This is a genomic window from Paraflavitalea soli, from assembly GCF_003555545.1.
Taxonomy (GTDB): domain Bacteria; phylum Bacteroidota; class Bacteroidia; order Chitinophagales; family Chitinophagaceae; genus Paraflavitalea; species Paraflavitalea soli.
The window spans coordinates 648,517-673,504 of record NZ_CP032157.1 but is presented as its reverse complement, the minus strand read 5'-3'; the positions used below and the strand labels follow the sequence as shown (position 1 = coordinate 673,504).

Below are 24,988 nucleotides of genomic sequence, written 5' to 3'. Positions count from 1 at the left end.
TTATAATGGAAGTGTGGCGGTTGTAATGCCTGCGCTTTGCGCACTCACCACATTTATGCCCTTGTTGGTTTGTATTTTTATAGTAGCCCGGCCATTGTACATTTGAACATAACGGCTTCCGGAAGACGTACCCTGGTTGTCGATCAGTTTACCGTCGCCGGCCAGGCCAAAACGCACCCAGTTCACTGCATCCAGGCAGGGAATGCCTTTATCATCCAATAGTCTCACCTCTACCGTAGCGATGCCCTTTTCTTCTTTAATTTTTGCCATGTCCAGTTTGGCAGGCTTTCCCCAGGTTTCTGTTTGGTATTGGAAACTGATGGCATCCCGTACAAACTCTTTTCCCTTGCGGGCTATTACATTGATAGAATTGAGTCCTTTGGCAAACTTCACATTCCAGCGCAGGCCTGCCGCCGGAAAATCCTGCGTGCTGCGCTTTTTAACGCCATAGCTTTTACCATTGAGGAACAACTCTGCTTCATCACAGTTGGAATATACTTTTACCATTTTCTCCTCTTCTGCTGCCCCCCAGCGTACGGGCCAGCTGTGCCCATAAATATGTACCATTGGCTGCCCGGTCCAGTAAGATTGGAATACGTAGTATGCCTCTTTTTTGGTAAGGTCTCTTTCTACCACTCCCTTCTGGTTCATATACGGTATCGGGTTGTCGGGCCTTACCGGTGTTGAAAAATCTTTAAAGGGCCACTGGGCAGTACCGGTAAGCCAGGGCATGGTTTCCTGTTCTTTCAGGTGCCAGTCTACCAGGTTACAGATATAAGATTCGCTCCAGTCGCCATCTTTGGAAGCACGTGCAGCGCCTCCAAACAAAGAAGCATCCCCTGCACGCTCATCGGCCGCACCGGCGGCTTTCAGTGCCTGCAAGGCTTTATCGGGATTTTCTGAATGACGGCCGGCATGACTGTCGCCACCCCATTCCACATGCAGAAAATGTTTTACTTTTTTGAATTCCTCTTCTGTTACCGATTTGTATTCGGTATAGATACCCCTGTACCAGCCCGCCCAGATAGAAGGAGAATAGACATCGACAATGTCCTTACAAAAATCACAGCGGCGGATAGCCGTCTTGCGGGTGGGGTCTAATTGATGCGAGAGGTCATTCAGCTCCTTCATGAAGGTCCTGATCTTTTCCTTGTCAAACTCCGGAAAATCGCCGGGCCAGTCATTCTCATTGCCCAGGCCCCAGATGATCACCGATGCATGGTTATAATGCTGTTCGATCATATTGCGCAGCATACGCCTTGCCTGCGCTTTGTATACATCACCACCCAGACCGCCGCGGCACCAGGGAATTTCCTCCCATACTACTATACCCAGGCTGTCGCATAAATTCAGGATGATACGTGATTGCTGGTAATGCCCCAGGCGAATAAAGTTTACGCCCATCTCTTTCATCATGATCATTTCCTGGCGCATTTGTGCGTCTGTCATGGCAGCAGCTACGCCTGCATGGTCTTCATGACGGTGGGTGCCGCGCAGCAACAGGCGTTTGCCATTCAATTTAAAAGGACCATTGTCCACAAATTCAAAGTTCCGGAAGCCGATCTTCTCCCGTTGCGTATAACTTCCTTCCGGTCTTTTCAAGGTTACTTCAACAGTATAAAGTGCGGGGGCATCCGTTGACCACAGTTGTGGTTTCTTTACTGTAAAACTGGCCAGGTTCACCTCCCCTTCTCCCGTAAGTATTGCCCGGGAAAGGTTTTGTACGAGTTTACCGGCAGGATCAAACAGCTTTACCACCAAAGAAGTATTGCTGATGCGTTGTGGATTATAAAAACGGGACTTAATGGTGAGTTTACCGGTCTTACCGGCATTATTCGTTTCGGCCAGTGCAAATAACTTATCAATGGACAAGGCAGGTGTGTACACAAGGTTCAGGTAACGGTATAAACCACCATATACATTAAAGTCTGACAGATCAGAGGGAATCATTTCCAGGTCGCGGGAATTATCGGTGCGGATGGATACCGGTATTTTCCCTTTGAACTGTTTCTGATACACTTCTGTTTGCATAAAGACATTGACAGCTTCTGTAATATCGACGGTAAATTCATCATACCCGCCTACATGGCTGCCCACTTTCGTGGTGTACACGTATACGTCTGTTTTTTGTCCGGCCCCTTCAAAGTGCAGCAGGGTTCTGCCGTTGGGGTACGGATTTTTGATGTCCAGCTGTGTACGGTACCAGGCTGGCCCCTGGTAATAATTGATATCCGGGTCTACCGCATCGGTGGCATTTACACAATGCGGCAATACAACCGGTTCCCACAGGGGTACGCTTTCCGGGTTGCCTTTGCCTACCGGCCTTACAGATTCCCATATGCCGCCGAGGTCTTGTTTCAGGAATTCCCAGTTGTTGGTAAGCCTTGTGCTTACCTGGGCCTTTGCCGGCAAAAGACTGCCAGCCATCAAAATACAAGCAATTAATATCCTGTTCATGTTACGAATATCTGCAAACATTGCTTTCAACAGGTAATGATTGGATTAAATAAAACCGAAAACGTTGAAGTACAAAGGTGACACCTTAGAAGATATCACCTTTGATATGTTGGGATAAACGGTCTCAGACCACTTTTATCCGCTTATTGTTGAGCTCTGTATGGTACCAGCGGATTACCATATACGTGCACCACGCCATTGGTGGCGATGTAACCGGCCGACCGGTCATCTACCAGGTCGTTGTGTACTATAGGTCCCAGGTCATTGTTACTTTTGATCTTGAGGTTGAATTTGCCTTCCTGATCAAATCCTTTTCCACCATTTATCCATCCCAATAATGATTCTTTAGTAGCCACGGTACCCGCAGGCACCAGGGATTGAATGTCCTTATTGAGGTTATTCAGGTCTTCGAAATTATACACCCCCTCACCGATCAGGTACAGGAAATAATTTTTAATTGTTCCCTTATCATAATCGCTCCATTTGGTGGCAGGAGCAGTTTTAGGAGCCCCCGTAACCGGATCGAGGATGGGATTGCCATTTATATCTTTTAATACAATGGGATAAGTGAACCACATGCCGCCTGTAACCTTACCGGTGGCATCCAATCTCCGCACCGCTTCGTTGTGCATGAATATAAATGTGCGACCGGGCTTCTCATATTCAGCCAGGTCAATACCGGCATATTCCAGCCCCAGCCTCATCCATTTGAAAACAGTATCCTGTGGAGTAGCTCCATAGCTCCTGTTCTCCAGGAACTGACGGGCAGTAATATTAATATGCGGATCGAGCGTTTCTTTTACATAATCATAGTCTTCCTGCTTGCTCAGGCCAAAGAGTTTTTTGCACCCCGGCAACAATACCACAACAGCAAGCGCCAACAGGATCGTATTGAATATGGTCTTTATATTCTTTTTCATGTTATTTATAATTTAATCGGCATAAGAGGGGTTCTGTACCAGCTTTTTATTCGCATTCAGTACTGACCTGTTAAGGGGCCACAATACTTTTCTCAGGTCCGGAAAGCCCACCTGGTCGCTACCAGCTGCCAGTTGGCGTCTCTTTAATACCGGGTCCATTACCTTTTGTACGTGGTTGGTGCGTACCAGGTCAAACCAACGTTTGCCTTCGCCATACAATTCATATTGTCTTTCCTGCAGGATGGCATCTTCCATCGCTTCTTTGGTAGCCACCAGCGGATCACCCGCCACATATTCCGGCACACCCGCACGCTTGCGAATGAAGTTCAGGTACTTCAGTGCACCTGCCAGGTCATTGTTACCATTCAGCGCTTCTGCATACAACAGGTACATATCTCCCAGGCGGTACATGGTCACATAGGCAGGTATTTCCTCAGGTGTTGCCGGGAAGGTATAAGAAGCTGTTGGATTGGCGGGCGATGCATAGTATTTGATAAACTTATCGCGATTGTTTTGCCACACATCATGTGTTTGCCGTACACGGATATCTGGTAAGGGCAGTGTATTCTGATAAGGCAGGAACCAATTCTGCCACATTTCCAGGCCAATGATGTACTGCTTGTTATTGGGCGTATAGGAAATACTCATACAGGCGCATCCGCTCGCGGCAAATGTCCAATCGAGTGTCCAGATGCTTTCAATGCTGCTGGCTGGCGCCGTAAACATGTTTTTCCAGGTAGCAGTAGGCTGCAGATCCGTGACCAGGTTACCACCGTATACTTTACCTGTAGGTGCTTTGGCTTTGAAAAGGTTTTGTATCCAGATAATAGCATTTGGATAATCTTTCTTCCACATATACACATCGGCCATCAGGGCGCAGATAGCACCTTCGCCCATATACCAAACAGTAGGCGTTTGGGCTTTGAGGGTCAAAGCATACGCTTTTTCCAGGTCTTTGATGATCACTTCATCGATGATCTTTGATGCCGGCTCACGCGACCTCATAGAACTATCGGACAGCGATTCAAAAGGTTCTGTCCACACCGGCGCTGCACCCCATACCCGAACAATGTAGAAATAAGCCATTGCCCGCATAGCATAACTTTCAGCCTGCGCTTTGTCAATAACCTCCTTGGTAACGCGGCTGTCGAAAGCAGCCGCACCTGCCACTTTTTTAATGTTCACATTTGCCCTGGCGATCACGCTATACAAACCTGTCCAGGAAGCAAATTCATTATCAGGCGTCAGGCCATTCAATGTTATTTCATTTACCTGGTTGGTAGTATAGCTCAGGAAGCGCTCGAAATTATCAGAACGGTGCTCTCCCCATATATGATAGCGGTCCTTATATTGGGCATCACCTACCATCTGGTCCTGGAACAACCGGTACATACCCGAGATCGAAGCATCCACATCATATTTGCTCTTGAAGAATTGCGATTCGGCTACCTCGGCCAGGGGATTCTGGGTCAAAAACTTTTTACAACTGCCCGTCATCATGACCAGTAGCAGTAAGACCGGTATATATATTCTTTTGTTGTGCATTGCAATCGGTTTTAGAAGTTAACATTTACACCTACACCCAGTTCCCTGCGCTTGGGATACTTTCCGGCATCTTCACCAGGTGTTAATACGTTACCCGCACTGAACTCGGGGTCATATCCCGTATAGTTGGTATAGGTCAGCAGGTTTTGTCCAAAAATATAAGCGGTAATACCTTTGGTGAATACTTTCTTGGCCCAGGCTGGGTTGAGGGTATAAGTAAGCCTTACGCTGGAAAGCCTGATAAAAGAACGATCTTCCAGGTAAAGGCTGTTACCACCAGGCTTCAGACTTCCACGATTTGTTCTTTGCGGATAATAAGGCATGGTAGCAATATCGCCCGGTTTTTTCCAGGAATTAGCTACTACCTGCGGGGTACCGGCGCCTGTATTGGAAGGATAGTTGGCATTATACTGCAACGTATTGTATACAACACCGCCGATCGATGCATTGATCAATACAGATAATCCCCACTGTTTGTACCTGAAATTGTTCACAAAACCCAGGTAGAAATCCTGCTGGTAATTACCGATCACATGCCTGTCGGCATCATTGATCAGGCTATCGCCGTTGAGGTTCTTCCACTCTGTATCGCCACCTTTGAACTTACCGGAAGGATCATACAGGCTGTATACTTTATCATTATATGGTTGACCATTGAAGGTGTACGCTGGTTTACCATTTTCGTAAAGCGGCTTACCATCTTTATCCAATACAACAGTGAGTTTGTCCCAGTTCTGTGTATAAGCATTGGATTCGTCCCACTGGTAAACACCCAGGTTTTGCCAGCCAAAGAAATTGCCGATCGGGCCACCTTTTTCCACATACCATTTACTACCGGCTATGAAAGGAGTACCATCTGCCAGTTCTACGATCGTACCACGCTCAAAGGAAATATTACCACTGATATCCCAGTTAAAGTTCTTGCTGACGATAGGTGTACCACTAGCAATGAACTCAAGGCCTCTGTTTCTAATAGAACCAACATTGGTGGTTACTACAGTATAACCTGTTTCATTGGCCAGTGGCCGGTCATACAGCAGGTCTTTCGTTGTTTTAATATAATATTCAGCAGAGAACTGCAGCCTTCCTCTGAAAAAGCTCAGTTCAATAGCAGCATTTTTCTGTTCTACTGTTTCCCACTTGATAAAGCTATTGCCAAAACGGTCGCTGGTAATAGCGCTACCAACACCACCATAGCTACCATCAAACTGGTATTTGGTAAGGTGATCGTAGTTACCGATCTGGTCATTACCTACCTGCCCATATCCTACCCGGATACGTCCATCGTTCAGGAAACCAAGCGCCCAGTTCATAAACTTCTCATCAGAAAAACGCCAGGAGGCAGAACCGGAGAAGAAGTTACCATACTTGTTTTCAGGTCCAAAACGGGATGAACCATCCCTGCGGAATACACCCGACAAATTGTAGGTGCCTTTATAGCTATAGTTCCACCGTGTGAATACGTTCTGACTGGTAACACCAGCAGCAGTAGAATAAGTTTCAAGGGGTACCAGGTAAGAAGGGAAGGTAACGAAGATCTCTTCGTTTACTACATTCTTATACTCACTGTGCTGAAGGTCATTGCGTCTCTTATCGGCACTGAAACCAACTACACCCTGGATAGAGTGATCACCGATCTTCTTATTATAGTTGAAGAATGCCTGGTATTCCCAGAAGAAGTTTTTGGCCATCTCGTTTGCTCCACTGTTCTGATCCTTGTTGGCTGATAAGAACCGCGGGGAGAATTGGATGTTTTGCTTATTCTCCAGGATCGCATTGAACATGGTGGTGAAACTGAGGTCTTTATACAGCTGGTATTGCAGTACATTATTAAGTTGTCCCGACATAACCTCGGTCTCATTCTTTTCATACAAGGCATTGGCCAGGGGGTTTCGTTTGGAACCAATATAACTGGTGAGTGAGCCGTCGGGATAAAATATCCGCGAAAAGGCGGGACGGTCAAAAGCCACATTCACTGTACGTCCTACCGGTATAGTATTACCTTTTTGCCAAACGAAAGTTATATTGTTGCTGTACCGCAGGTTTTTGGTAGCCTGGTATTCTATATTCGTACGGGCCTGTACCCTTTTAACCCAGCTATTGGGAATGATGGATTTATCCTCGAGGTAATTAAGTCCTGTATAGTAGGTTAGGCCAGGCCGGCCACCACTGACACCCAGATTGATCGTGGTTTTCTTACCAGTTTCACCCAACAAGAGGTCCTGCATATCATTATCCGCATTAAAACCTGGATTCAATGAATCCGTATTACCGCCTGAAGTAGGATTATCATTTTGTAAGCGCCTGAATGCCCGCACTCCTGCCGCATTGTTCATGGGGAGCTTATGGGCCAGTTTACCAAAAACACTGGAATAGTTGAGGTCAAGACGCGGCTTGCCTTCCTTTCCCTTTTTGGTAGTAATGATGATCACACCATTAGCAGCACGGGAACCGTAGATAGAAGCAGAAGCCGCATCTTTCAATACTTCTATACGTTCAATATCCATAGGGTTAATACTGGAACCATTGGGGTTGATCACACCATCTACCAGGTACAAGGGGCCATTACCCGCATTCAGCGAAGAAGCACCACGGATCTGGATGGTACCTTCTGCACCGGGTGCACCGCCACCATCGTTCACTACCAGGATACCAGCTCCCTGGCCCTGGAGGGCATCAAACAGGTTGATGGGCTGGCGCTCCTCGATCTGTTTGGCGCTTACAGAGGAGATAGATCCGGTAACGTCCCGTTTCTTTTGTTTTCCACCATAGCCAATAACCACCACATCATCGAGGTTGGAGGTACTTTCATTCAGGGACAGGCTGATGGTTGTCCGTGCATTTACCTTTTCTTCCTTGGTAAGGTATCCTACAGAAGAAAATTCCAGGATGGCCTTGTCATCCGGAACACTCAGGGAATATTTCCCATCAGCGCCGGTGGTCACCCCCGTGGTAGTACCTTTCAGGTTCACGCTAACACCAGAAAGCGGATTACCCTTCAGGTCTGTAACTACACCAGTGATTTGCCGGGATTGGGCCTGAGCCGGAGAATAAAGAAATAAGGAGAATAAAACAAACAGGGGAAGACACCACCAGGGCCTGGTCCTGTACAGAACCCGGGGGGCAAGAAAGAGCTTCTTTTCCATAAAGCATGCAATTTTCAATGTTTGACAATCACCGCACATAGCCAATGCGATCATTGTCCGGAACGTTTTTGTAATGGGGTTTATGAAACCCTGCGACCCCGACAGGTCAGTATCGGGGCGGATATAGCAATTAAAATGAGCCTTTTGCTTAATTGCAGGTTTTAGCAGGTTACGTATGCAATTAAGGCACAAATTGTCAGGCAAGATTTCCGGTTATTGCCATTGTAATAAACTATTTTGGCAATGCATGCTTATTTTCAGGAACATTAATGAATATTGAGGTTAGAATTACGGGATGGCACAGGATGGCCTGCCCCATCATAGACTTACTTTCGACAACATAGTTTAATCGTATGAGTACCAATAAACGATATTGCCTGGCGCTTGACCTGAAGAATGATCCGGTGTTGATCGCAGAATACGAAACCTACCATAAAGCAGTATGGCCCGACATATTACAATCCATCCGCGAAAGCGGCATTGTACTGCTGGAGATATACCGGGTAGAGAACCGCCTGTTCATGATCATGGAGGTGAATGCTGATTTTTCCTTTGATAAGAAGAATATTGCCGATGCAGCCAATCCTACGGTACAACGCTGGGAAGAGTTGATGTGGCAATACCAGCAGGCCCTGCCCTCCGCCAAACCCGGCGAAAAATGGCTATTAATGGAAAAGATATTCGACTTAAACAGCAACAGTTAAAACACGCACCAATAAATAACAACTATGCCAGGTATTGCTTCGCCAACACTCCCTAAACAAACCGCCAGCACAGGTAAGAAATTATTACTTCCTTTTATTCTGGTTACGAGCTTATTCTTTTTCTGGGGATTCGTACACAATCTCGATCCCATCCTCATACCCCACCTGCGTAAGGCCTTCCGGCTAAATAACCTGCAATCTTCGCTGGTTGACTCAGCTGTATTTATCGCTTACTTCCTGATGGCCCTGCCCGCAGGTTATGTAATGCGAAAATTTGGTTACAAATCGGGGATATTATTGGGGCTGATCTTCTTCGGTATAGGATGTTTTCTGTTTATTCCTGCTGCCGACACCCGCCAGTATGTGTTTTTCCTGGGTGCCCTGTTTGTGATTGCCTGTGGATTGACCTTCCTGGAAACAGCCGCCAATCCCTATGCAACGGTATTAGGACCGCCTGAATCAGCCACCCAGCGGCTCAACCTTGCCCAATCCTTCAATGGACTGGCAGCCATGGTAGCGCCGTTTATCGGCGGCACCTTTATTCTTTCCGGCAAGAACTATACAGAACAGGAACTGGAAGCAATGGGTAGCACCGTAAGGGATGCTTACCTGCAATCAGAAGCAAACAGTGTAAAGGGGCCTTACCTCATTTTGGGGGTCATCATATTACTGGTAGCCGTGATCATCTATTTTACCAAAATGCCCGATACCAAAGAAGAGGGAGATGATCAAAGCAGCAATTTTTTACATGCCTTCCGCCATAAGCACCTTACCTGGGCCGTTATTGCGCAATTCTTCTATGTAGGCGCCCAGGTATGTGTCTCCAGCTTCTTTATCAGAATGGCTACTACCGTGGGCCTCGAAGAAACTATAGCCGCTAAATATTACCTGGGATTGGGATATGGACTGGCTTTCATGGTAGGACGGTTTGCAGGCACCTTCCTGATGAAGTATGTGCAACCCGCCAAACTGCTGACGATCTACTCGATCATCAACGTATTGCTTTCCCTGTTAGCTATTTACGGTCATGGAATGATAGTGGTATATGCCCTGATCGGTATTGCCTTCTTTATGAGCATCATGTTCCCAACCATTTTTTCACTGGGTATCCAGGGATTGGGCAATGATACCAAACTGGGTTCCAGCCTGATCGTGATGTCGATTGTAGGCGGGGCCTTATTGCCACCCTTGTCGGGTATCATCGCAGATGCTACCCACAATATCCAGGATGGCTACCTCATACCTTTGCTGTGTTTTGTAGTGGTATTGTATTTTGGCTGGAAAGGACATAAGGTGAAGGCAGTTTAGCGTTTCGGGTTTTGAGTGTCGGGTTGCTACCGCGTTTTAAACAACCTGCACAATAGCGACTTGATAATTAGTCAATAGGCTACACACAAAGAACACGAAACAGCAAACTCAAAACACGAAACAGAACAGGACAGTTACTTACAGTTAACCTTATAATTTTACACGTTTTAATCCATAGACAAGATGTTTTCATTAGCCGGTAAAAAAGCAGTAGTCACAGGAGGCGGCAGCGGAATAGGCAGGGCCATATCCGTCTTGTTTGCCCAACAGGGAGCTGAAGTGCATATTATTGAACTGAGCGAGGAAAATGCCGCCGCTACGGTACAGGAGATCACCGCTGCCGGTGGTAAAGCCGTTGCCCACAGCTGCAATGTAGCCAGCCAGGCCGATGTACTGGATACATTCAATAAGATCGGGGCACTGAACATCCTGGTCAACAATGCGGGCATTGCTCATATTGGCAAGGCTGATACCACTTCCGAAGAAGACTTTGACCGGGTAATAAAGGTGAATGTCAAAGGCGTGTACAACTGTCTGTATGCTGCCATTCCCCAGTTGCGGGCGGCCAAAGGCGGTGTGATCGTCAATATGGCGTCTATCGCAGCCCTGGTAGGATTATCAGACCGCTTTGTATACTCTACTGCTAAAGGGGCCGTCATGGCCATGACCTTGTCGGTAGCCAGAGACTATCTCCATGAAAATATCCGGTGCAATTCTGTTTCCCCGGCCAGGGTCCATACTCCCTTCGTTGATGGATTCTTAAAGAACAATTATCCAGGTCGTGAAGCGGAGATGTTTGAGAAATTATCCAAATCCCAGCCCATTGGCCGTATGGCCGAACCTAAAGAAATAGCAGCACTTGTCCTGTATTTATCCAGCGATGAGTCTTCCTTCATTACAGGTTGCGATTATCCCATTGATGGCGGGTTTATTAAATTGAATAGTTAATCATATTGTCAGGCTGAGCTGTCGAAGCCCTTCGACAAGCTCAGGGTGACAAATAACCAGTAATCAAAGATGCGTGTTGCCCTGTTCATTCCGTGCTATGTAGACCAGTTTTATCCAAAGGTGGCCATTGCTACCCTGCGGTTGTTGCAGCACCTGGGCCTGGATGTACATTATCCTATGCAACAAACCTGCTGCGGACAGCCCATGGCCAATGGAGGCTTTGAGCATTTGACCGGTTCCTGCAACAGCAATTTCATCAAAGCCTTTGCCGGGTACGATTATATTGTATCCCCTTCCGGCAGTTGTGTGCTGCATATAAAAGATCACCTGCACGATGACAAGCAGGAGGCTGCAGCCAGCACTATCCGCCATAAAGTGTATGAGCTCTGTGAGTTCCTGACCGATATCGTACAGGTAAAATCCATTAAAGCTTCCTTTCCCCAAAAAGTAGCCCTGCACCAGGGTTGTCATGGACAAAGAGGATTGAAGCTGGCCTCTTCCACCGAAACCGTGGTGCCTTACTTTTCTAAACCGGTTCAGTTATTAAAGATGGTGGAAGGACTGGAACTGGTGGACCTCGACAGGCCCGATGAATGCTGCGGATTTGGTGGCACATTCTGCGTTACCGAAGAGGCCGTATCATCGGCCATGGGGCTTTCCCGGATCGACGACTATACCAAACACCAGGCTACGGTGATCACGGGTACCGACATGAGTTGTCTCATGCACCAGGAAGGATTGATCAAAAGAAAAAAACTGCCTTTTGAAGTAATGCATATATCGGAGGTATTGGCTTCGGGTTTAGCGTTTTGAGTGTCGGGTTGCTGCCGCGCCTTTAAGACCAAGCGCAATTGCAGCAACTTAATACTTAGTTAGCATGTTACACATAAAGAACCCGAAACGCTAAACCCGAAACAAGAAACAGAATTGATCAATGAACACTCATAATATTACACATCCCGAAGCCGCTTCAGAATTCCTCAGGAATAAAGAACGTGTACAGTGGCATGATGAGACCTTGTGGTTTGTGCGGTACAAAAGGGATAAGGTCGTCAATGAAATTCCAGAATGGGAACAATTGCGGGAACTGGCTTCACAGATCAAGGACCATACCCTCTCCCGCCTCGATGAGTACCTGCAGGAGTTTGAAGCTGCTGCCATCAGCAACGGCGTTACCGTACATTGGGCGGCCGACGCTGCCGAGCACAACAGGATCGTTCATGGCATTATGGCCAAACATGGGGCGCAGAAGATCGTGAAAAGCAAATCCATGCTCACGGAAGAATGCCACCTCAATGAATACCTGGAAGCACAGGGCATTGAAGTAGTGGATACCGATCTGGGAGAGCGCATCGTGCAGTTGAACAAGGAGATGCCCAGCCATATTGTACTGCCTGCCATTCACATCAAAAAAGAAGAGGTAGGCGAAATATTCCACCAGCACCTGGGCACCGAAAAAGGCGCTTCCGATCCTTTGTACCTGGCCCTGGCTGCCCGGGAACACCTGCGGCAGAAATTCCTGGCGGCCGACATCGCCATCACCGGCGTCAACTTTGCAGTAGCCGAAACAGGTGCTATTGTAGTATGTACCAATGAAGGCAATGCCGACCTGGGCGCCCATCTGGCCAAAGTGCATATTGCTTGCATGGGCATCGAAAAGCTGATCCCCCGCACAGAACACCTCAGCGTGTTCCTGCGCCTGCTGGCCAGGAATGCTACGGGACAAAATATTACTGCTTATTCCAGTCATTTCAGGAAACCCGCAGCGGGATCGGAAATGCACATCGTGATAGTTGACAATGGCCGTACCACCCAACTGGGCCGGGAAGCCTTTCGCAATTCATTAAAATGTATCCGTTGTGGCGCTTGTCTCAATACCTGCCCCGTATACCGGCGCAGCGGCGGGCATAGCTACCACAATGCCACGGCAGGCCCTATCGGGGCTATACTGGCGCCCAACCTCGACATGCGCAAGAATGCCGATCTGCCTTTTGCTTCTACCCTCTGTGGCTCCTGCACAGATGTATGCCCGGTGAAGATCGATATTCACAACCAGCTGTACCAATGGCGGCAGGTATTAACGAAGGAAGGCTATGTACCCGCAGCCAAAACAGCCAGCATGAAAGTAATGGCCGGTGTGCTCTCCTCCCCTGCCCGTTATACCTTTGCCGGGAAATGGGCCCGCAAGTTGCTGCGTTGGTTCCCTTCGCTGGCCATGAACAAAAAACTGAATCCCTGGGCCAGGCAAAGAGACCTGCCGGAACCTCCGAAAGAAAGCTTCCGGGAGTGGTATAAGAAAAACAGCCGCGAGCTGTGAGCTTCGAGCGACGAGCTAAATACAGTAATGAACAATCAAAGCCAAGGCTCGCAGCTCGAGTCTCGAAGCTTTAAGAACAGAACAGAAAACAACTAATAATAGAACTATTGAGTAGGGATAAAATACTAACCGCCGCAAGGCAAAACAAACCAGCCCTGGTGCCTTTACCGGAAATGGCGACTTTTGTTTTTGCGGCCAATGACCTGGTGACAGCTTTTACAGCATCCATTACCAAGGCCGGAGGAGCGGCTACTGTGCTGGGCAGCCTGCAGGAACTGCCGGCGAAAATAAAAGAAGGATGGCCCGATGCCAGGCGGGTGGCCGACTTCATTCATGGCGACAGCAACACCAACGCATCGCTGCTCAAAGAACCAGCCCTGCTTGATCTGGTCGTTCTTAAAGGGCAACTGGGTGTAGCAGAGAATGGCGCTATCTGGCTAACTGATAAGGATTGCGTGGAGCGGGTATTGCCATTTATCACCCAGCACCTGGTGCTGGTGATCGACGAACAAACACTGGTAGGCAATATGCACCAGGCTTATGGGATAATGGGCAAACAGAACCCTGATTATGGCGTATTCATTGCAGGTCCTTCGAAGACTGCCGACATTGAACAATCGCTGGTCATTGGCGCCCATGGACCAAGGAGCTTGCAGGTGTTTATTTGTACGTAAAAGCCGCGAGCTGTGAGCAACGAGCTGCGAGCTAAATACAGCGCAAAACATACTTATTAAAAAAGAAAAACAATACTTAGTATATGAAACTGATCCGATTTGGAGAACCCGGCCACGAGAAACCCGGTATTTTGCTGGATGGAAAAAGATATGACACATCGGCCATTACACGTGATTACGATGAGACCTTCTTCACAGAAGATGGCATTGCCAAACTGCAAGCGGCCCTTGCTCAAAAACCTTCCTTACCGGAAGTACCTGCTGCTATCCGTTGGGCAGCCCCCCAGGTGAGGCCCTCCAAGATCATCTGCATTGGTCTCAATTATGCCGACCATGCCCGCGAAAGCAATATGGAGCTTCCAAAGGAGCCGATCGTATTCTTCAAATCGACCACGGCACTGGTAGGCCCCAATGATGACCTGGTGATTCCAAAGAACAGTGTGAAGACGGATTGGGAAGTTGAACTGGCGGTGATCATTGGCAAAAAAGCAACCTATGTAGAAGAAAAAGACGCAGCTGGTTATATCGCAGGTTATGCCCTGCACAATGACTACAGCGAGCGGGCATTCCAGCTGGAACGTGGCGGCCAATGGGTAAAAGGCAAGAGCTGCGATACTTTTGCACCATTAGGTCCCTGGATCGCTACAGCCGATGAAATAAAAGATGTTAACAACCTCCGCCTGTGGCTGACCGTTAACGGAAAGACCATGCAGGATGGCAATACCAGCAATTTCATTTTCAATGTGAACTATGTGGTAGCTTACCTCAGCCAGTTCATGACGCTGCTGCCGGGCGATATCATCTCTACGGGTACACCAGCCGGCGTGGGCCTTGGACAAAAACCCAACCCTATTTATATCAAGGCGGGTGATGTAATGGAATTAGGCATCGACGGACTGGGCACCAGCAAACAGGTAGCCAAAGCATACCAACCATAAAAATATTGCAGATGGATCTTCAATTAAAAGACAAGGTCATTATTGTAACAGGCGGCGCGAAAGGTATTGGAGAAGGCATCTCGAAAGTACTGGCAGCAGAAGGCGCTATCCCGGTGATCATGGGGCGCAATGAAGAGGACAACCTGAAAACAGTAGCAGAGATCAAAGCTGCCGGCCAGCAGGCGGGTCAGGTAGTGGCCGAGCTTACTAAACCGGAAGCCTGCGAGCAGGCAGTAAAAGCAGTGATCAAACAATATGGCCGCATTGACGGACTGGTCAACAATGCCGGTGTAAATGATGGCGTAGGTTTGGAGAATGGCAGTTATGAGGCATTTATTGCTTCGCTGCACAAGAACCTGGTGCATTATTACCTGGTAGCGCAATATGCCTTACCCGAACTGAAGAAGTCGAAAGGGGCTATTGTGAACATCAGTTCCAAGACAGCTGAAACGGGCCAGGGTGGCACGTCGGCTTATGCAGCTTCCAATGGAGGCCGCAATGCCCTCACCCGTGAATGGGCGGTAGAGCTCCTGCCCTATGGCATCCGTGTGAATGCTATTGTAGTGGCAGAGTGCTGGACGCCCTTGTATGAAAGGTGGATCAGCAGCCTGCCGAATTCAGAGGAAAAACTGGCTTCTATTGTAGCCAAGATACCATTAGAAAACCGTATGACCACAGCGGAAGAACTTGGCAATGCCACTGCTTTTCTGTTGTCTTCTGCCTCCAGCCACACAACCGGTCAACTCATCCATGTAGATGGCGGTTATGTGCATTTGGATAGGGCGATCAGTCAGTAAATGTTGATCAATATTATCTTACATAACAAAAGCGTGTCCTTCTCCGGATGCGCTTTTTAGTATGCTATGGTTTACAATTGCACCTTACACATCTCTACTCGCTTGTTATAAGATTCCCATTTTATCATTCAACTTCCTTTTTACCATTCAACTTTCTTTGCCATTCGACTTTCTTTCTTTGTCATTTCGGCCTTTCCTATTTATCATTTCGGTCTCTCCTCTTTTTTATTTCGGTCTCTCCTCTTTTTATTTCGATCTCCCTTTGTCATTTCGACCGCAGGGAGAAATCCGCTATCGAAGCATTGGCCTTCAATCTAACTTCTCAGATTTTTCGTATACTGGATAAACTTCCAATGAAGACCACGCATACCTATTATGTTTATATCCTCACCAACTCCAACAAGACCACACTTTATATTGGAGTCACCAATAATCTTGAACAACGCATCATTGAACACTATCTAAACCGCGGCAACTCCACTTCGTTCGCAGGAAAATATTTTTGTCACTTTCTTCTTTACTATGAATCTTTTGGTATGATCCAGGCTGCTATTGCCAGGGAAAAAGAACTTAAACGCTGGAGCCGTCACAAGAAAACAATCTTGATAAATATAACAAACCCGGAATGGAAATTCCTGAATAAAGACTTATTTGACCAATGGCCGCCCAGGGAACCTATTTCACATAGGGGTATTTATTAAGAAATGATAACCATTCTAAGACGTATGCTTCGACAGCAGATTTCTCACTCCGCTTCGCTGCGTTCGAAATGACAGAATAAGAGTGATGCTCCTCTCTTTATTGTCATTCCGACCGCAGGGAGGAATCTGCTTTCGAGACAAAAGATTTCTCACTACGCTTCTCTCCGTTCGAAATGACAGAATAAGAGTGATGCTCCTCTCTTTATTGTCATTCCGACCGCAGGGAGGAATCTGCTTTCGAGGCAAAAGATTTCTCACTACGCTTCGCTACGTTCGAAATGACAGAATAAGAGTGATGCTCCTCTTTTGTTGTCATTCCGACCGCAGGGAGGAATCTGCTTTCGAGACAAAAGATTTCTCACTACGCTTCGCTCCGTTCGAAATGACAGAATAAGAGTGATGCTCCTCTCTTTATTGTCATTCCGACCGCAGGGAGGAATCTGCTTTCGAGGCAAAAGATTTCTCACTCCGCTTCACTGCGCTCGAAATGATAATGAGTTTATATCAGCTGTTGCTGCATGGCAATTTTAACAAGGGAGGCGATATTACGGGCTTCAAATTTCTCCAGCAGGTTGCGCCGGTGGGTATCGACGGTGGATACACTCACGAAAAGCTTTTGGGCAATCTCATTATTGGTGAGACCGTCGGCAATCAGTTCCAGCACCTCCTTTTCCCGGCGGGTAAGAACAATATTCGTCGACGTTTTTTTACTCAGCACCCGTGATGCTTCCAGACTCAGATAGGTCTTTCCCTTGATCACGGTGAGGATCGCTTCGATCAGTTCCTCCTGCGTAGCATTTTTCAATACATAACCCGATGCCCCATTGTCCAGCATCTTTTGAATAAAGGTCTGCTGATTGAAAGTGCTCAACCCAATAATATTGATGGAAGGATATTTATCCTTCACTATTTTACAAAGATCAATGCCGCTTTCATCTCCGAGGTTAATATCCATCAGGATCACATCGGGTTGACATCCCTGCAAAAACGCCATACAGGAAACCGTGCTGGTAGCATGACCGCTCAATTCCATACGCTTGTCATGCTGCAACAAAGAACGTATTCCCTCGATCACCATGTAATGATCATCTACTATAAATACCGTTACATTCATGCTGTTTCAAATTCAATAAGAACAGAAGTACCTTTTCCCGGTTCACTCCGTATATCTGTATTTCCTTTCAGATAGCCTACCCGGTTTTGAATATTACTCCAGCCCAGGCCTTTGGTCCCCTGGAGTATGGCCGGATCAAATCCACCCCCATCATCTTCTACCGTTAAAGATACTTTATCTCCCGTTCTGCTGATCTGTACGATCGATGTGCGTGCAGCGGCATGTTTGATCGCGTTATTGATCAGTTCCTGCACAATACGGTAAATGGTGATCGTAGTTGTTTGGGAAATATCCGGGCCGTTCATACCGATAGACTGATACGTAACCTGCAAGGCGTTTGATTGCGTAATGTCATTACAAAAGTCTTTCAGCGCTGCATCAAGGCCAAACTTCACCAGGGTTTCCGGCATCATATTGTGCGCCACCCGTCGCATCTCCTGGATAGAACTATCCAGCATATCCATGCTGCGTTCAAATGCCAGCGCATTGGCAGGCGTCATGACCAGATTTTCCTTCACTGTACGCAGGGAATATTTGATGCCCGACAGCATACCGCCCAATCCATCGTGCAGATCCTTTGCCAGGCGGGTACGTTCCTGCTCCTCTCCTTTCAACACCGCTTCTGCCGCTGTGAGCTGCTGCTCTGTTTCCAGCTCATTGATCCGTTGTTGCTGTAACTTTTGTTTGTGCCTGTAATTCCTATAGGTCAGCAATGATATGACCAACAAACCCACAGCGCCGCCGATCAGGATATAATTTAAGGTATTTTTCTGGCGGATGTTCAATTGCTGAAACTTTTTATCGGCTTCCAGCTGCTGTATGGTGGCTTCTTTTTGCGCTGTCTGGTATTGCACTTCCAGGTTGCTCGCATACTGTTTATTTTGAATGCTGGACATGGAATCAGACACCTCCTTATACTTTTTATAATAGGGAAGCGCCTTCTTAGCATCACCCCATTCTTCATATAACCTTGCCAGGTAATCCAGGAGGATCACCTGGTGGTTCATTTGAAGATCGGCCCTTTCCTTTTGTATGGCCAGCAACAAGGCTTCTCCTTCCCTGAACTTTTTCTGCAGGGTAAGTACCCGGGCCAGCTGCAACCTCGCCTGGATATTACCAAACACATCTTTGGCCTGCTCTGCGATCTGGCCTGTTTTGGTAAAGTGTTCATTGGCTGATGCCAGCCTGTTCAGGTTCATATCAATCAGCCCGGCCACCAGGTGATAACTGATCACGGCCTGGTGTGCGTAGTTCTCATCATAATATTTGCGTGATGAATCAATATGATCGTCTGCCTTTTGGTATTGGTTCTGCATGGTGAGGGCCAGCGCAATGGTGAAATGGGCACTGAACAAGTCCTGCCGCCTGCCCGTTGAGCGGGCAATGGCCAAAGCCTTCCGGCCATATTCCTCCTCTTTCACAAATTCATTCAGGTCCTTGAAGACTGAGGCCTGGTTGATATAGGCAGTAAGCAGACTGGCCGGTTTATCCAGCTTGATATATAACTCAATGGCTTTGTTTTGCCAGGCTACTGCTTGCTGGTAATCGCCTTGGTGCCGCTTCACCTCAGATAGCGTAGCATATACACTTGCTGTCTTAAATAAAGTGTTCACATGACTGGACCTTCCCAGGAAGACAAGCGCCGAATCGAGTGTTTTTTCGGCCTCCTGGTAGGAAGCTCTTGCAATGTACAGGTAAGCCCTGTTGAAGTAGAGGAGAGCTGCCTGGTAATCCAACCCTTTGGAGCTGGCAAATTGTATTCCCTCATTGTAGGTTCTTGAACACAACGCTGTATCGACGGTTTCCAGGGCAATGCCCAGCCGCATCATACTATAGGCCCTGGAAGTATCGGCCAATGATCCTTTCAATTCCTGGGTAAGGCTGTCAATATAAGGCGTTTGTGCCGGAGCCTGATACGCCCACAGCCACCATAAGCAAACTGCCAACAGCCTTTGTTTCATTCGTAAGAATTCTCCTTGTTCCTTACAAAGAAACCTGATTTCAGGGGTTAACCATCTACCACTTTTCCGTGATTTCCTGCCGTATTTAAAAATACCGCATTTGTACGTAACCGCCCTGCTCTTGCCGAAGGTTTGCCCGGGCGTCCCCAACAGTAAGCACAGTAGCGGCATAGGGCATTACTCATCACCTGTTATTGTGCTTAACAAAAAAGAGGACTATATTTAGGGCCAGGATAAATCCCCCATTCTTCCATGAAAAAGTATTGCGTTCTGATCCTGGTGTTAGTAGCTGGCTGCCTCACCACTTATGCCCAGGTGAAAGTTGGTCTGAAAGGCGGCATCAACATTAATAATGTCAAATACCGGGATGCCGATCCCAATACAGCCAGCATCGGGTTCAATACAGGACTGCTGGCCCGGATACAGGTCAGTGACAAGTTCTTTATCAGACCCGAACTGCAATACTCCGTAAAAGGCTATCGCTACCCGGTAACAGGTGGCAGCGGGAACGTCACCAGCCGGCTCAACTATATAAACCTGCCGGTACTCGCCGGCTTCCCCATTGGATCCAAACTCCAGTTCCTGATCGGTCCCGAATTTGGGTATCTCGTCAAAGCCACTTCAAAATTTGGCGGCAACAAATCTGATATTACCAACCTCTACCAGCATTTCGACTGGGGCCTCGACCTGGGCGCCGCCTTTCACCTCATGCCCGACCTGGGGGTAGAAGTACGTTACAATTATGGTTTCCGCGGATTGATCAAAGGCATCACTACCGATGCAAACGGCAACCCTACCGGCAGCATGAAAGATGGCGCCAACCGGGTTTTCCAGGCCGGACTGTTTTACATGTTATAAATTTCATGTAACCCCATACACAAAGATCGTCTGAGTCAGATCAACATCTACCTGTTGTCTCACGCTGCTATAGCCGCATTACAGCCTCTTTACGCCCCGTTGTTCAAATCCATAACACCAAACCCATTCAAACAAAAAGGCCCGCCAATCGCCTCTAATGACTTTTATAAACGAAGGTGCATCTAACAGCTTGCTCCTGTTGGCTGCCAATAGTAGTTTTATGGCCGATCTCCCATATGGTAATTGCACTGCGTAAGCCTACAACTTGCACTGACTTAGCCTATGCAGTGCAAGTCGGAGTAAAATCGGGTGCAACCGAAGGTTGCATAATAGGCAGATTATCAAGGGAAAACGGGCACAATCGCATACTGGGCGAATTTATTCAGTGCAATTCGGAAATCTTGAAACACAGTATTATGAGCTGATTTTTAATCAGTTAACGGCTATTTTTTCTTGTTTTCATCCAGAACCACAGGCCCACCAGCACCATCATCACCTGCATCAGGGCCCAGAACATGGTACTGATATCCCTCAGCATCTTACCACCCCAATCCATAAAATGGTGCTTGTGGAACAGGGCAAAACTGTATCCTTCCACCAGGTCCTTGTCGTTGACCACCGTGGCCAGTTTGCCCGTGCTGGTTTCTACATAATAACGTTCCTGGCTGTTCTCCGCATAACCTATCTTCCACACCGGCAGCCGCTTGTTCACAAAACCATATTCATCCTCAAACTTTGTGATGACCCTGGTACTAATGATCTTATCAGCCGGTCTCTCACTGAAAGAGGTTGCCAGCCAGCGCGCATATTGCTCTTCACCAGCTGGCAGCACTGCATAATCCTTTAGCCCCACATACAGGGTGGTGGGCGGTGGCACACTCATGCTTTTCATGAGGTCCTTACCTCCGGCGGCAGCAGCCTTCCTCATTTCGGGTTTACTGTTCTTATTGAATACCTGCCAATAGAGACCATCCTGCATAGTTACCAGCGATACGTTGGTGATCAGCTTATCCGGTCCTGCCGCTGCATAGAGTTTTTGCCAGTCGGGAATAGCTTGTGCAGCGGCAAAATGATGGTCGACATATTGATCCCTTGTCTCCGTAGTTAGTTTTTCAAAAGCATGAAAGGCCCCGCTGAAGGTAAACAGGAGGGTAAACAAGGAAGCTGTAAGGGAGGTGTACCGGTGTATTCGGCGGGCGCGGATTGTCGTGTTGCCTTTGACATTTTTCGTCTTCGTAGTAAAGAACATGTACAGGCCCATCACAGTGGTAAACATGGCCAGCAGCATGATCAATATTTCCACCACATGTTTCCCCTTGCCCAATACATCCAGCCAGCTCAACGTATGGAACAAAGAGAAGAAAGTATCAAAAGCTGCCCGTTTGTTGTCTACAGCAAAAGCAAAACGGTCCTGGGCGGTCTCCACATAAATGCGCACCCCATCCGCACGATCAAAACTTACTTTGTAAGCAGGCAGGTAACGGCTCACATATTTGTATTCGCCATCAAACTGCTCTATGAATTGCACCTTACTTACTTTGGCGCCTTTGGTAGTATTCATGATAGCAGCCATGGTATTGGTGCAGCAATCATGGTCACCATTCAATGCTTCGGCAGCATCGGTGGTACTGCCATCGGGCAAGGGCTCCGGTTTTAGCGAGGCCAGCATCTTATGCGCTGCTGCGCCCGCAGCTGCCGGTACCTGTTCGTCTCCCTCCAGGAATTGTTTGGCCAGGTACCGCGCATAGAGTTCATCGCCCTGCGGCAACAGCTTGCCGTTTTCAGCACTGAAATATTTCAATACCTTATTGCCCGGCAGGGCCACCTGGTAAAACCAGTTGCCACTCATGACTACCAATCTGAACTGGCTAAAACTATCCATCCTGTTCTTTGCCAGGGCATTGGCCAATGACACCCTGATCTTCGAAGTATCAATAACAGGCGTGGATAACCGTTGGGTAGCTACCTGCGGCCGGATATTGGTCATCAGCGGATGCATAAAGCCACTGAAAGCCCACAACAATACCGGAATGGCAATGATGAGGCTGGCTATGCGGTGCCACCGGTACATATGCCGGCGGATATATTGACGAAGGGACATGACTTATTTTTTAAAGAATTGACCAAAATCGCAGGACAAGCCTACATTGATATTGCGTGGCTCAGCCGGATTATAACTATACCCGAAACTGCTTTTACTGGCGGTGTAGGCATAATAGCTATCGCCCAGGTTGATGGCATTCACCCACACCTCATACCCCTTCCATAGATAACCTGCCCGCAGGTGTACCACATTGAAGCCGGGGTATTTCACGGTATTGACGGGATCGAGCCAGTAACTGCCCAGGTGTTGCCACTCCACGCCTACCCGTAAACCTTTTACATAAGAAGGACGGTACCATACCTCGGTATTGTAGATCCAGTTGGGTGCGCCATTCATTTCATTGCCATCGTACTTAACGCCTTTCTCATTGAAGCTGGTAAATTCATGGCGACTATACGCGCCGCTAAAACGGAAACTGATATCTTTTACAGGGTTGGCATTAATACCCATTTCAATACCCTTGTGCAAGGTCTTACCGGCATTGCGGTTCTCCGTAGAACCATCATCCAGTTTTACGGATACTACTTCATTGGTGCCATCGAGATAATAAATACTCAGGTCGGCACTTAACTTTCCTTTCAGCAGGCTGATCCAGCCACCAGCCTCATAATTATAGAAAACCGAAGGATCGAGGTTGGGTACTTTTACCCCCTTGTACATTTCTGTAACCTGTGGCGGTACAAAACCCTGGCTATAGTTGGCATAAACACCTATTGAGCGACTGAAGTTGTAAGTAAAGCCAATCTTGGGGCTCACGGCACTGAAGTGATTGGTAGTATCGGGCGATCCGCTGAAGGCAGATGGCTTCAGGTAATTATCAAATTTGTATTGGAAAAGATCATAGCGCAAAGAAGCTACGATGCGCAACTTCTCCACAGGTGACAGCTCCATATTGAGGAAGGCTGCATAGTTGTTGATATTACTGCGGTAATGTGTAAGTACACTGTCTTTGGATTCATAACCCAGGTACTTGCCGGAAACGGAATCCTTTTTGATGCGGATATAATCGGCCCGGTAAGTAGACGGGCTTATGTCGGCACTGATGCCACCAATGATCGCGGCATCTTTCCAGCCAAACTGTTGTTTGTGTTGCGCAATCAACACATAACTGTTGAAGGAAGCATCGTTGATCTCCCCATGGGCCAGGTCTTTTTTACCTACCCAGCCATTACCCTGCCGGCGGTAATCATCTTTTACAGCATAAGCAGGATTTTGGCCAATGCTATTGTCGCGGTACAGCAGGGATACACTGCTCTTGCTCCTGTCATTCCATACATGGTTGAGGGTGGAGCGGTAGCGCAGGGACCTCACCTTGCGGTAAGTAAAGGTCTGCGGATTGCTGAATGATCTATTGGCAAACCTGGTACTGTCAATTCCCCCCGGCATATCACTGTAGTAATCCATCCAGGTGATGCTGTTGGTAAGCATTGTCTTTTCGCTGAAGCGATAATCAATGCGGGCGCTTACGATCTCTTTATGAAAGTCGCTGTACTCAATATAGCTATTGCGTTTATCGGCATAATAGCCATTTACACTTACGCCCCATTTGCCGCTGGTGAAGCCGGTCTGCACGTCGGCCCTTTTATAGCCGATATCATTGCCTTGTACGGACAGTTTCAGCGAAGGAAGGGCAGTAGGTGCCAGGGTGATGAAGTTCACTACCCCACCAATGGCCTCACTACCATAGAGAGAAGAGGAAGGCCCTTTGATCACTTCGATGTTACGTACAGCCGCCATATTCATTTCCAGCAAAGCATTGTGGTTGAACAAACCTGTAGTACGAATGGGAATACCGTCTTCGAGGTAGAGGAACAGGCTCTTGGTGGTCATTGGCTGGCGAATACTCATGGAATGCTGCTCATTGCCCAGGTTGACCATGTATACGCCACTTACTTTATTCAGTACCTGGTCGGCCGTAATGGGCCGGGTATCCTGTATTGTCTTCGCGGTGAGGGTATTGATCGCCACGGGTGCCTGTGAACGGCGCGCCACATCGCGGTTGGCAGAGATCACTACTTCCTGCATGGTGTTGTTGCTGGACTGCAACTCGATCACCAGGGAGGATTGCTGTTGATTGACCAACACAGTAAGTGGTTGGTAACCTATAAAAGATACAAGCAGTTCCTGCTGTGTGCCATTGAATGGCCATTCAAACTCTCCTTTGTTATTCGTATAAGTTCCCTGCTTCGCGTTGTTGATCTGGATGGAAGCATGGGCTATAGGCTCTTTGGTAATACCATCAATTACTTTTCCCTTACAGGGGCCCGATTGGGCGTACAGGGATTGTATGAACAATACGCAACAAAGCGTGATAAGGTATTTGATCACTGATTTCATAATCATCCGGTTTTGGCTGAAGTTGGAGCAACCTTTGCCGCCGCAAAAGTGCATGGAACAATGGGCCACTTCAATCACATAGTGCATGAAGTGAGCAATTCAAAGCATGAATCGACAGGCCGGTTCCGGAACAGGCACGTATTACCAGCGTAGCATTAC

The 24,988-nt window shown here is 47.7% G+C and carries 18 protein-coding genes; 10 read left to right on the top strand and 8 right to left on the bottom strand.

The window, feature by feature from the left end; translation table 11 throughout:
* From D3H65_RS02555 to D3H65_RS02540, 4 genes are all read right to left on the bottom strand, one after another.
* On the bottom strand, nucleotides 1-2,457 hold the full coding sequence (locus tag D3H65_RS02555) for a glycoside hydrolase family 2 protein (protein WP_119054365.1): 2,457 nt from the start codon (nucleotides 2,455-2,457) through the stop codon (nucleotides 1-3).
* A gap of 143 nt (nucleotides 2,458-2,600) precedes the next feature.
* Nucleotides 2,601-3,377: a hypothetical protein gene (locus D3H65_RS02550; protein ID WP_119048754.1), complete on the bottom strand. Its 777-nt coding sequence runs from the start codon at nucleotides 3,375-3,377 to the stop codon at nucleotides 2,601-2,603.
* Between the two features lie 12 nt (nucleotides 3,378-3,389).
* Nucleotides 3,390-4,922 carry a RagB/SusD family nutrient uptake outer membrane protein gene (locus tag D3H65_RS02545; RefSeq protein ID WP_119048753.1) on the bottom strand — a complete coding sequence of 511 codons (1,533 nt, stop codon included), beginning with the start codon at nucleotides 4,920-4,922 and terminating at the stop codon, nucleotides 3,390-3,392.
* Nucleotides 4,923-4,933: 11 nt separating this feature from the next.
* A complete protein-coding gene (locus D3H65_RS02540) occupies nucleotides 4,934-8,068 on the bottom strand; it encodes a SusC/RagA family TonB-linked outer membrane protein (protein WP_119048752.1) in 3,135 nt (1,044 codons plus the stop codon).
* A 353-nt stretch (nucleotides 8,069-8,421) separates the two neighbouring features.
* On the opposite strand from D3H65_RS02540, the gene D3H65_RS02535 reads away from it, so the two are divergent.
* The 9 genes from D3H65_RS02535 to D3H65_RS02495 all read left to right on the top strand — a co-directional run bounded on the left by D3H65_RS02535 (nucleotide 8,422) and on the right by D3H65_RS02495 (nucleotide 16,455).
* Entirely contained in the window at nucleotides 8,422-8,772 is a 351-nt protein-coding gene (locus tag D3H65_RS02535) for an L-rhamnose mutarotase (protein WP_119048751.1), read from the top strand.
* A gap of 24 nt (nucleotides 8,773-8,796) precedes the next feature.
* On the top strand, nucleotides 8,797-10,080 hold the full coding sequence (gene fucP, locus D3H65_RS02530; RefSeq protein ID WP_119048750.1) for an L-fucose:H+ symporter permease: 1,284 nt from the start codon (nucleotides 8,797-8,799) through the stop codon (nucleotides 10,078-10,080).
* 183 nt (nucleotides 10,081-10,263) lie between these two features.
* Nucleotides 10,264-11,028, top strand: coding sequence for an SDR family NAD(P)-dependent oxidoreductase (locus D3H65_RS02525; protein ID WP_119048749.1), 765 nt, complete (start codon nucleotides 10,264-10,266; stop codon nucleotides 11,026-11,028).
* A gap of 69 nt (nucleotides 11,029-11,097) precedes the next feature.
* Nucleotides 11,098-11,841: a (Fe-S)-binding protein gene (locus tag D3H65_RS02520; RefSeq protein ID WP_119048748.1), complete on the top strand. Its 744-nt coding sequence runs from the start codon at nucleotides 11,098-11,100 to the stop codon at nucleotides 11,839-11,841.
* A 121-nt stretch (nucleotides 11,842-11,962) separates the two neighbouring features.
* On the top strand, nucleotides 11,963-13,345 hold the full coding sequence (locus tag D3H65_RS02515) for a LutB/LldF family L-lactate oxidation iron-sulfur protein (protein WP_119048747.1): 1,383 nt from the start codon (nucleotides 11,963-11,965) through the stop codon (nucleotides 13,343-13,345).
* Nucleotides 13,346-13,452: 107 nt separating this feature from the next.
* Nucleotides 13,453-14,019: a LutC/YkgG family protein gene (locus D3H65_RS02510; protein WP_162915370.1), complete on the top strand. Its 567-nt coding sequence runs from the start codon at nucleotides 13,453-13,455 to the stop codon at nucleotides 14,017-14,019.
* A gap of 83 nt (nucleotides 14,020-14,102) precedes the next feature.
* On the top strand, nucleotides 14,103-14,957 hold the full coding sequence (locus D3H65_RS02505; RefSeq protein ID WP_119048745.1) for a fumarylacetoacetate hydrolase family protein: 855 nt from the start codon (nucleotides 14,103-14,105) through the stop codon (nucleotides 14,955-14,957).
* 11 nt (nucleotides 14,958-14,968) lie between these two features.
* A complete protein-coding gene (locus D3H65_RS02500; RefSeq protein ID WP_119048744.1) occupies nucleotides 14,969-15,754 on the top strand; it encodes an L-fucose dehydrogenase in 786 nt (261 codons plus the stop codon).
* Between the two features lie 353 nt (nucleotides 15,755-16,107).
* Nucleotides 16,108-16,455: a GIY-YIG nuclease family protein gene (locus D3H65_RS02495; protein WP_119048743.1), complete on the top strand. Its 348-nt coding sequence runs from the start codon at nucleotides 16,108-16,110 to the stop codon at nucleotides 16,453-16,455.
* Between the two features lie 499 nt (nucleotides 16,456-16,954).
* Here the strand turns inward: D3H65_RS02495 and D3H65_RS02490 are convergent, their stop codons facing one another.
* Together D3H65_RS02490 and D3H65_RS02485 are read right to left on the bottom strand one after the other, a co-directional pair.
* Nucleotides 16,955-17,569, bottom strand: coding sequence for a response regulator (locus tag D3H65_RS02490; RefSeq protein WP_119048742.1), 615 nt, complete (start codon nucleotides 17,567-17,569; stop codon nucleotides 16,955-16,957).
* Nucleotides 17,566-19,530, bottom strand: coding sequence for a tetratricopeptide repeat-containing sensor histidine kinase (locus D3H65_RS02485; RefSeq protein WP_162915369.1), 1,965 nt, complete (start codon nucleotides 19,528-19,530; stop codon nucleotides 17,566-17,568). The genes D3H65_RS02490 and D3H65_RS02485 overlap by 4 nt, the downstream gene beginning before the upstream one ends.
* A gap of 252 nt (nucleotides 19,531-19,782) precedes the next feature.
* On the opposite strand from D3H65_RS02485, the gene D3H65_RS02480 reads away from it, so the two are divergent.
* Nucleotides 19,783-20,388 (top strand): porin family protein, encoded by a 606-nt coding sequence (locus D3H65_RS02480; protein ID WP_119048740.1) that lies wholly within the window; start codon nucleotides 19,783-19,785, stop codon nucleotides 20,386-20,388.
* Between the two features lie 436 nt (nucleotides 20,389-20,824).
* On the opposite strand, the gene D3H65_RS02475 is transcribed toward D3H65_RS02480, so the two are convergent.
* The gene (locus D3H65_RS02475; protein ID WP_119048739.1) at nucleotides 20,825-22,489 is read right to left on the bottom strand and encodes a PepSY domain-containing protein; all 1,665 of its coding nucleotides are present in this window, start codon (nucleotides 22,487-22,489) and stop codon (nucleotides 20,825-20,827) included.
* A 3-nt stretch (nucleotides 22,490-22,492) separates the two neighbouring features.
* The gene (locus D3H65_RS33400) at nucleotides 22,493-24,829 is read right to left on the bottom strand and encodes a TonB-dependent receptor (RefSeq protein WP_162915368.1); all 2,337 of its coding nucleotides are present in this window, start codon (nucleotides 24,827-24,829) and stop codon (nucleotides 22,493-22,495) included.
* Between the last annotated feature and the right edge of the window lie 159 nt (nucleotides 24,830-24,988).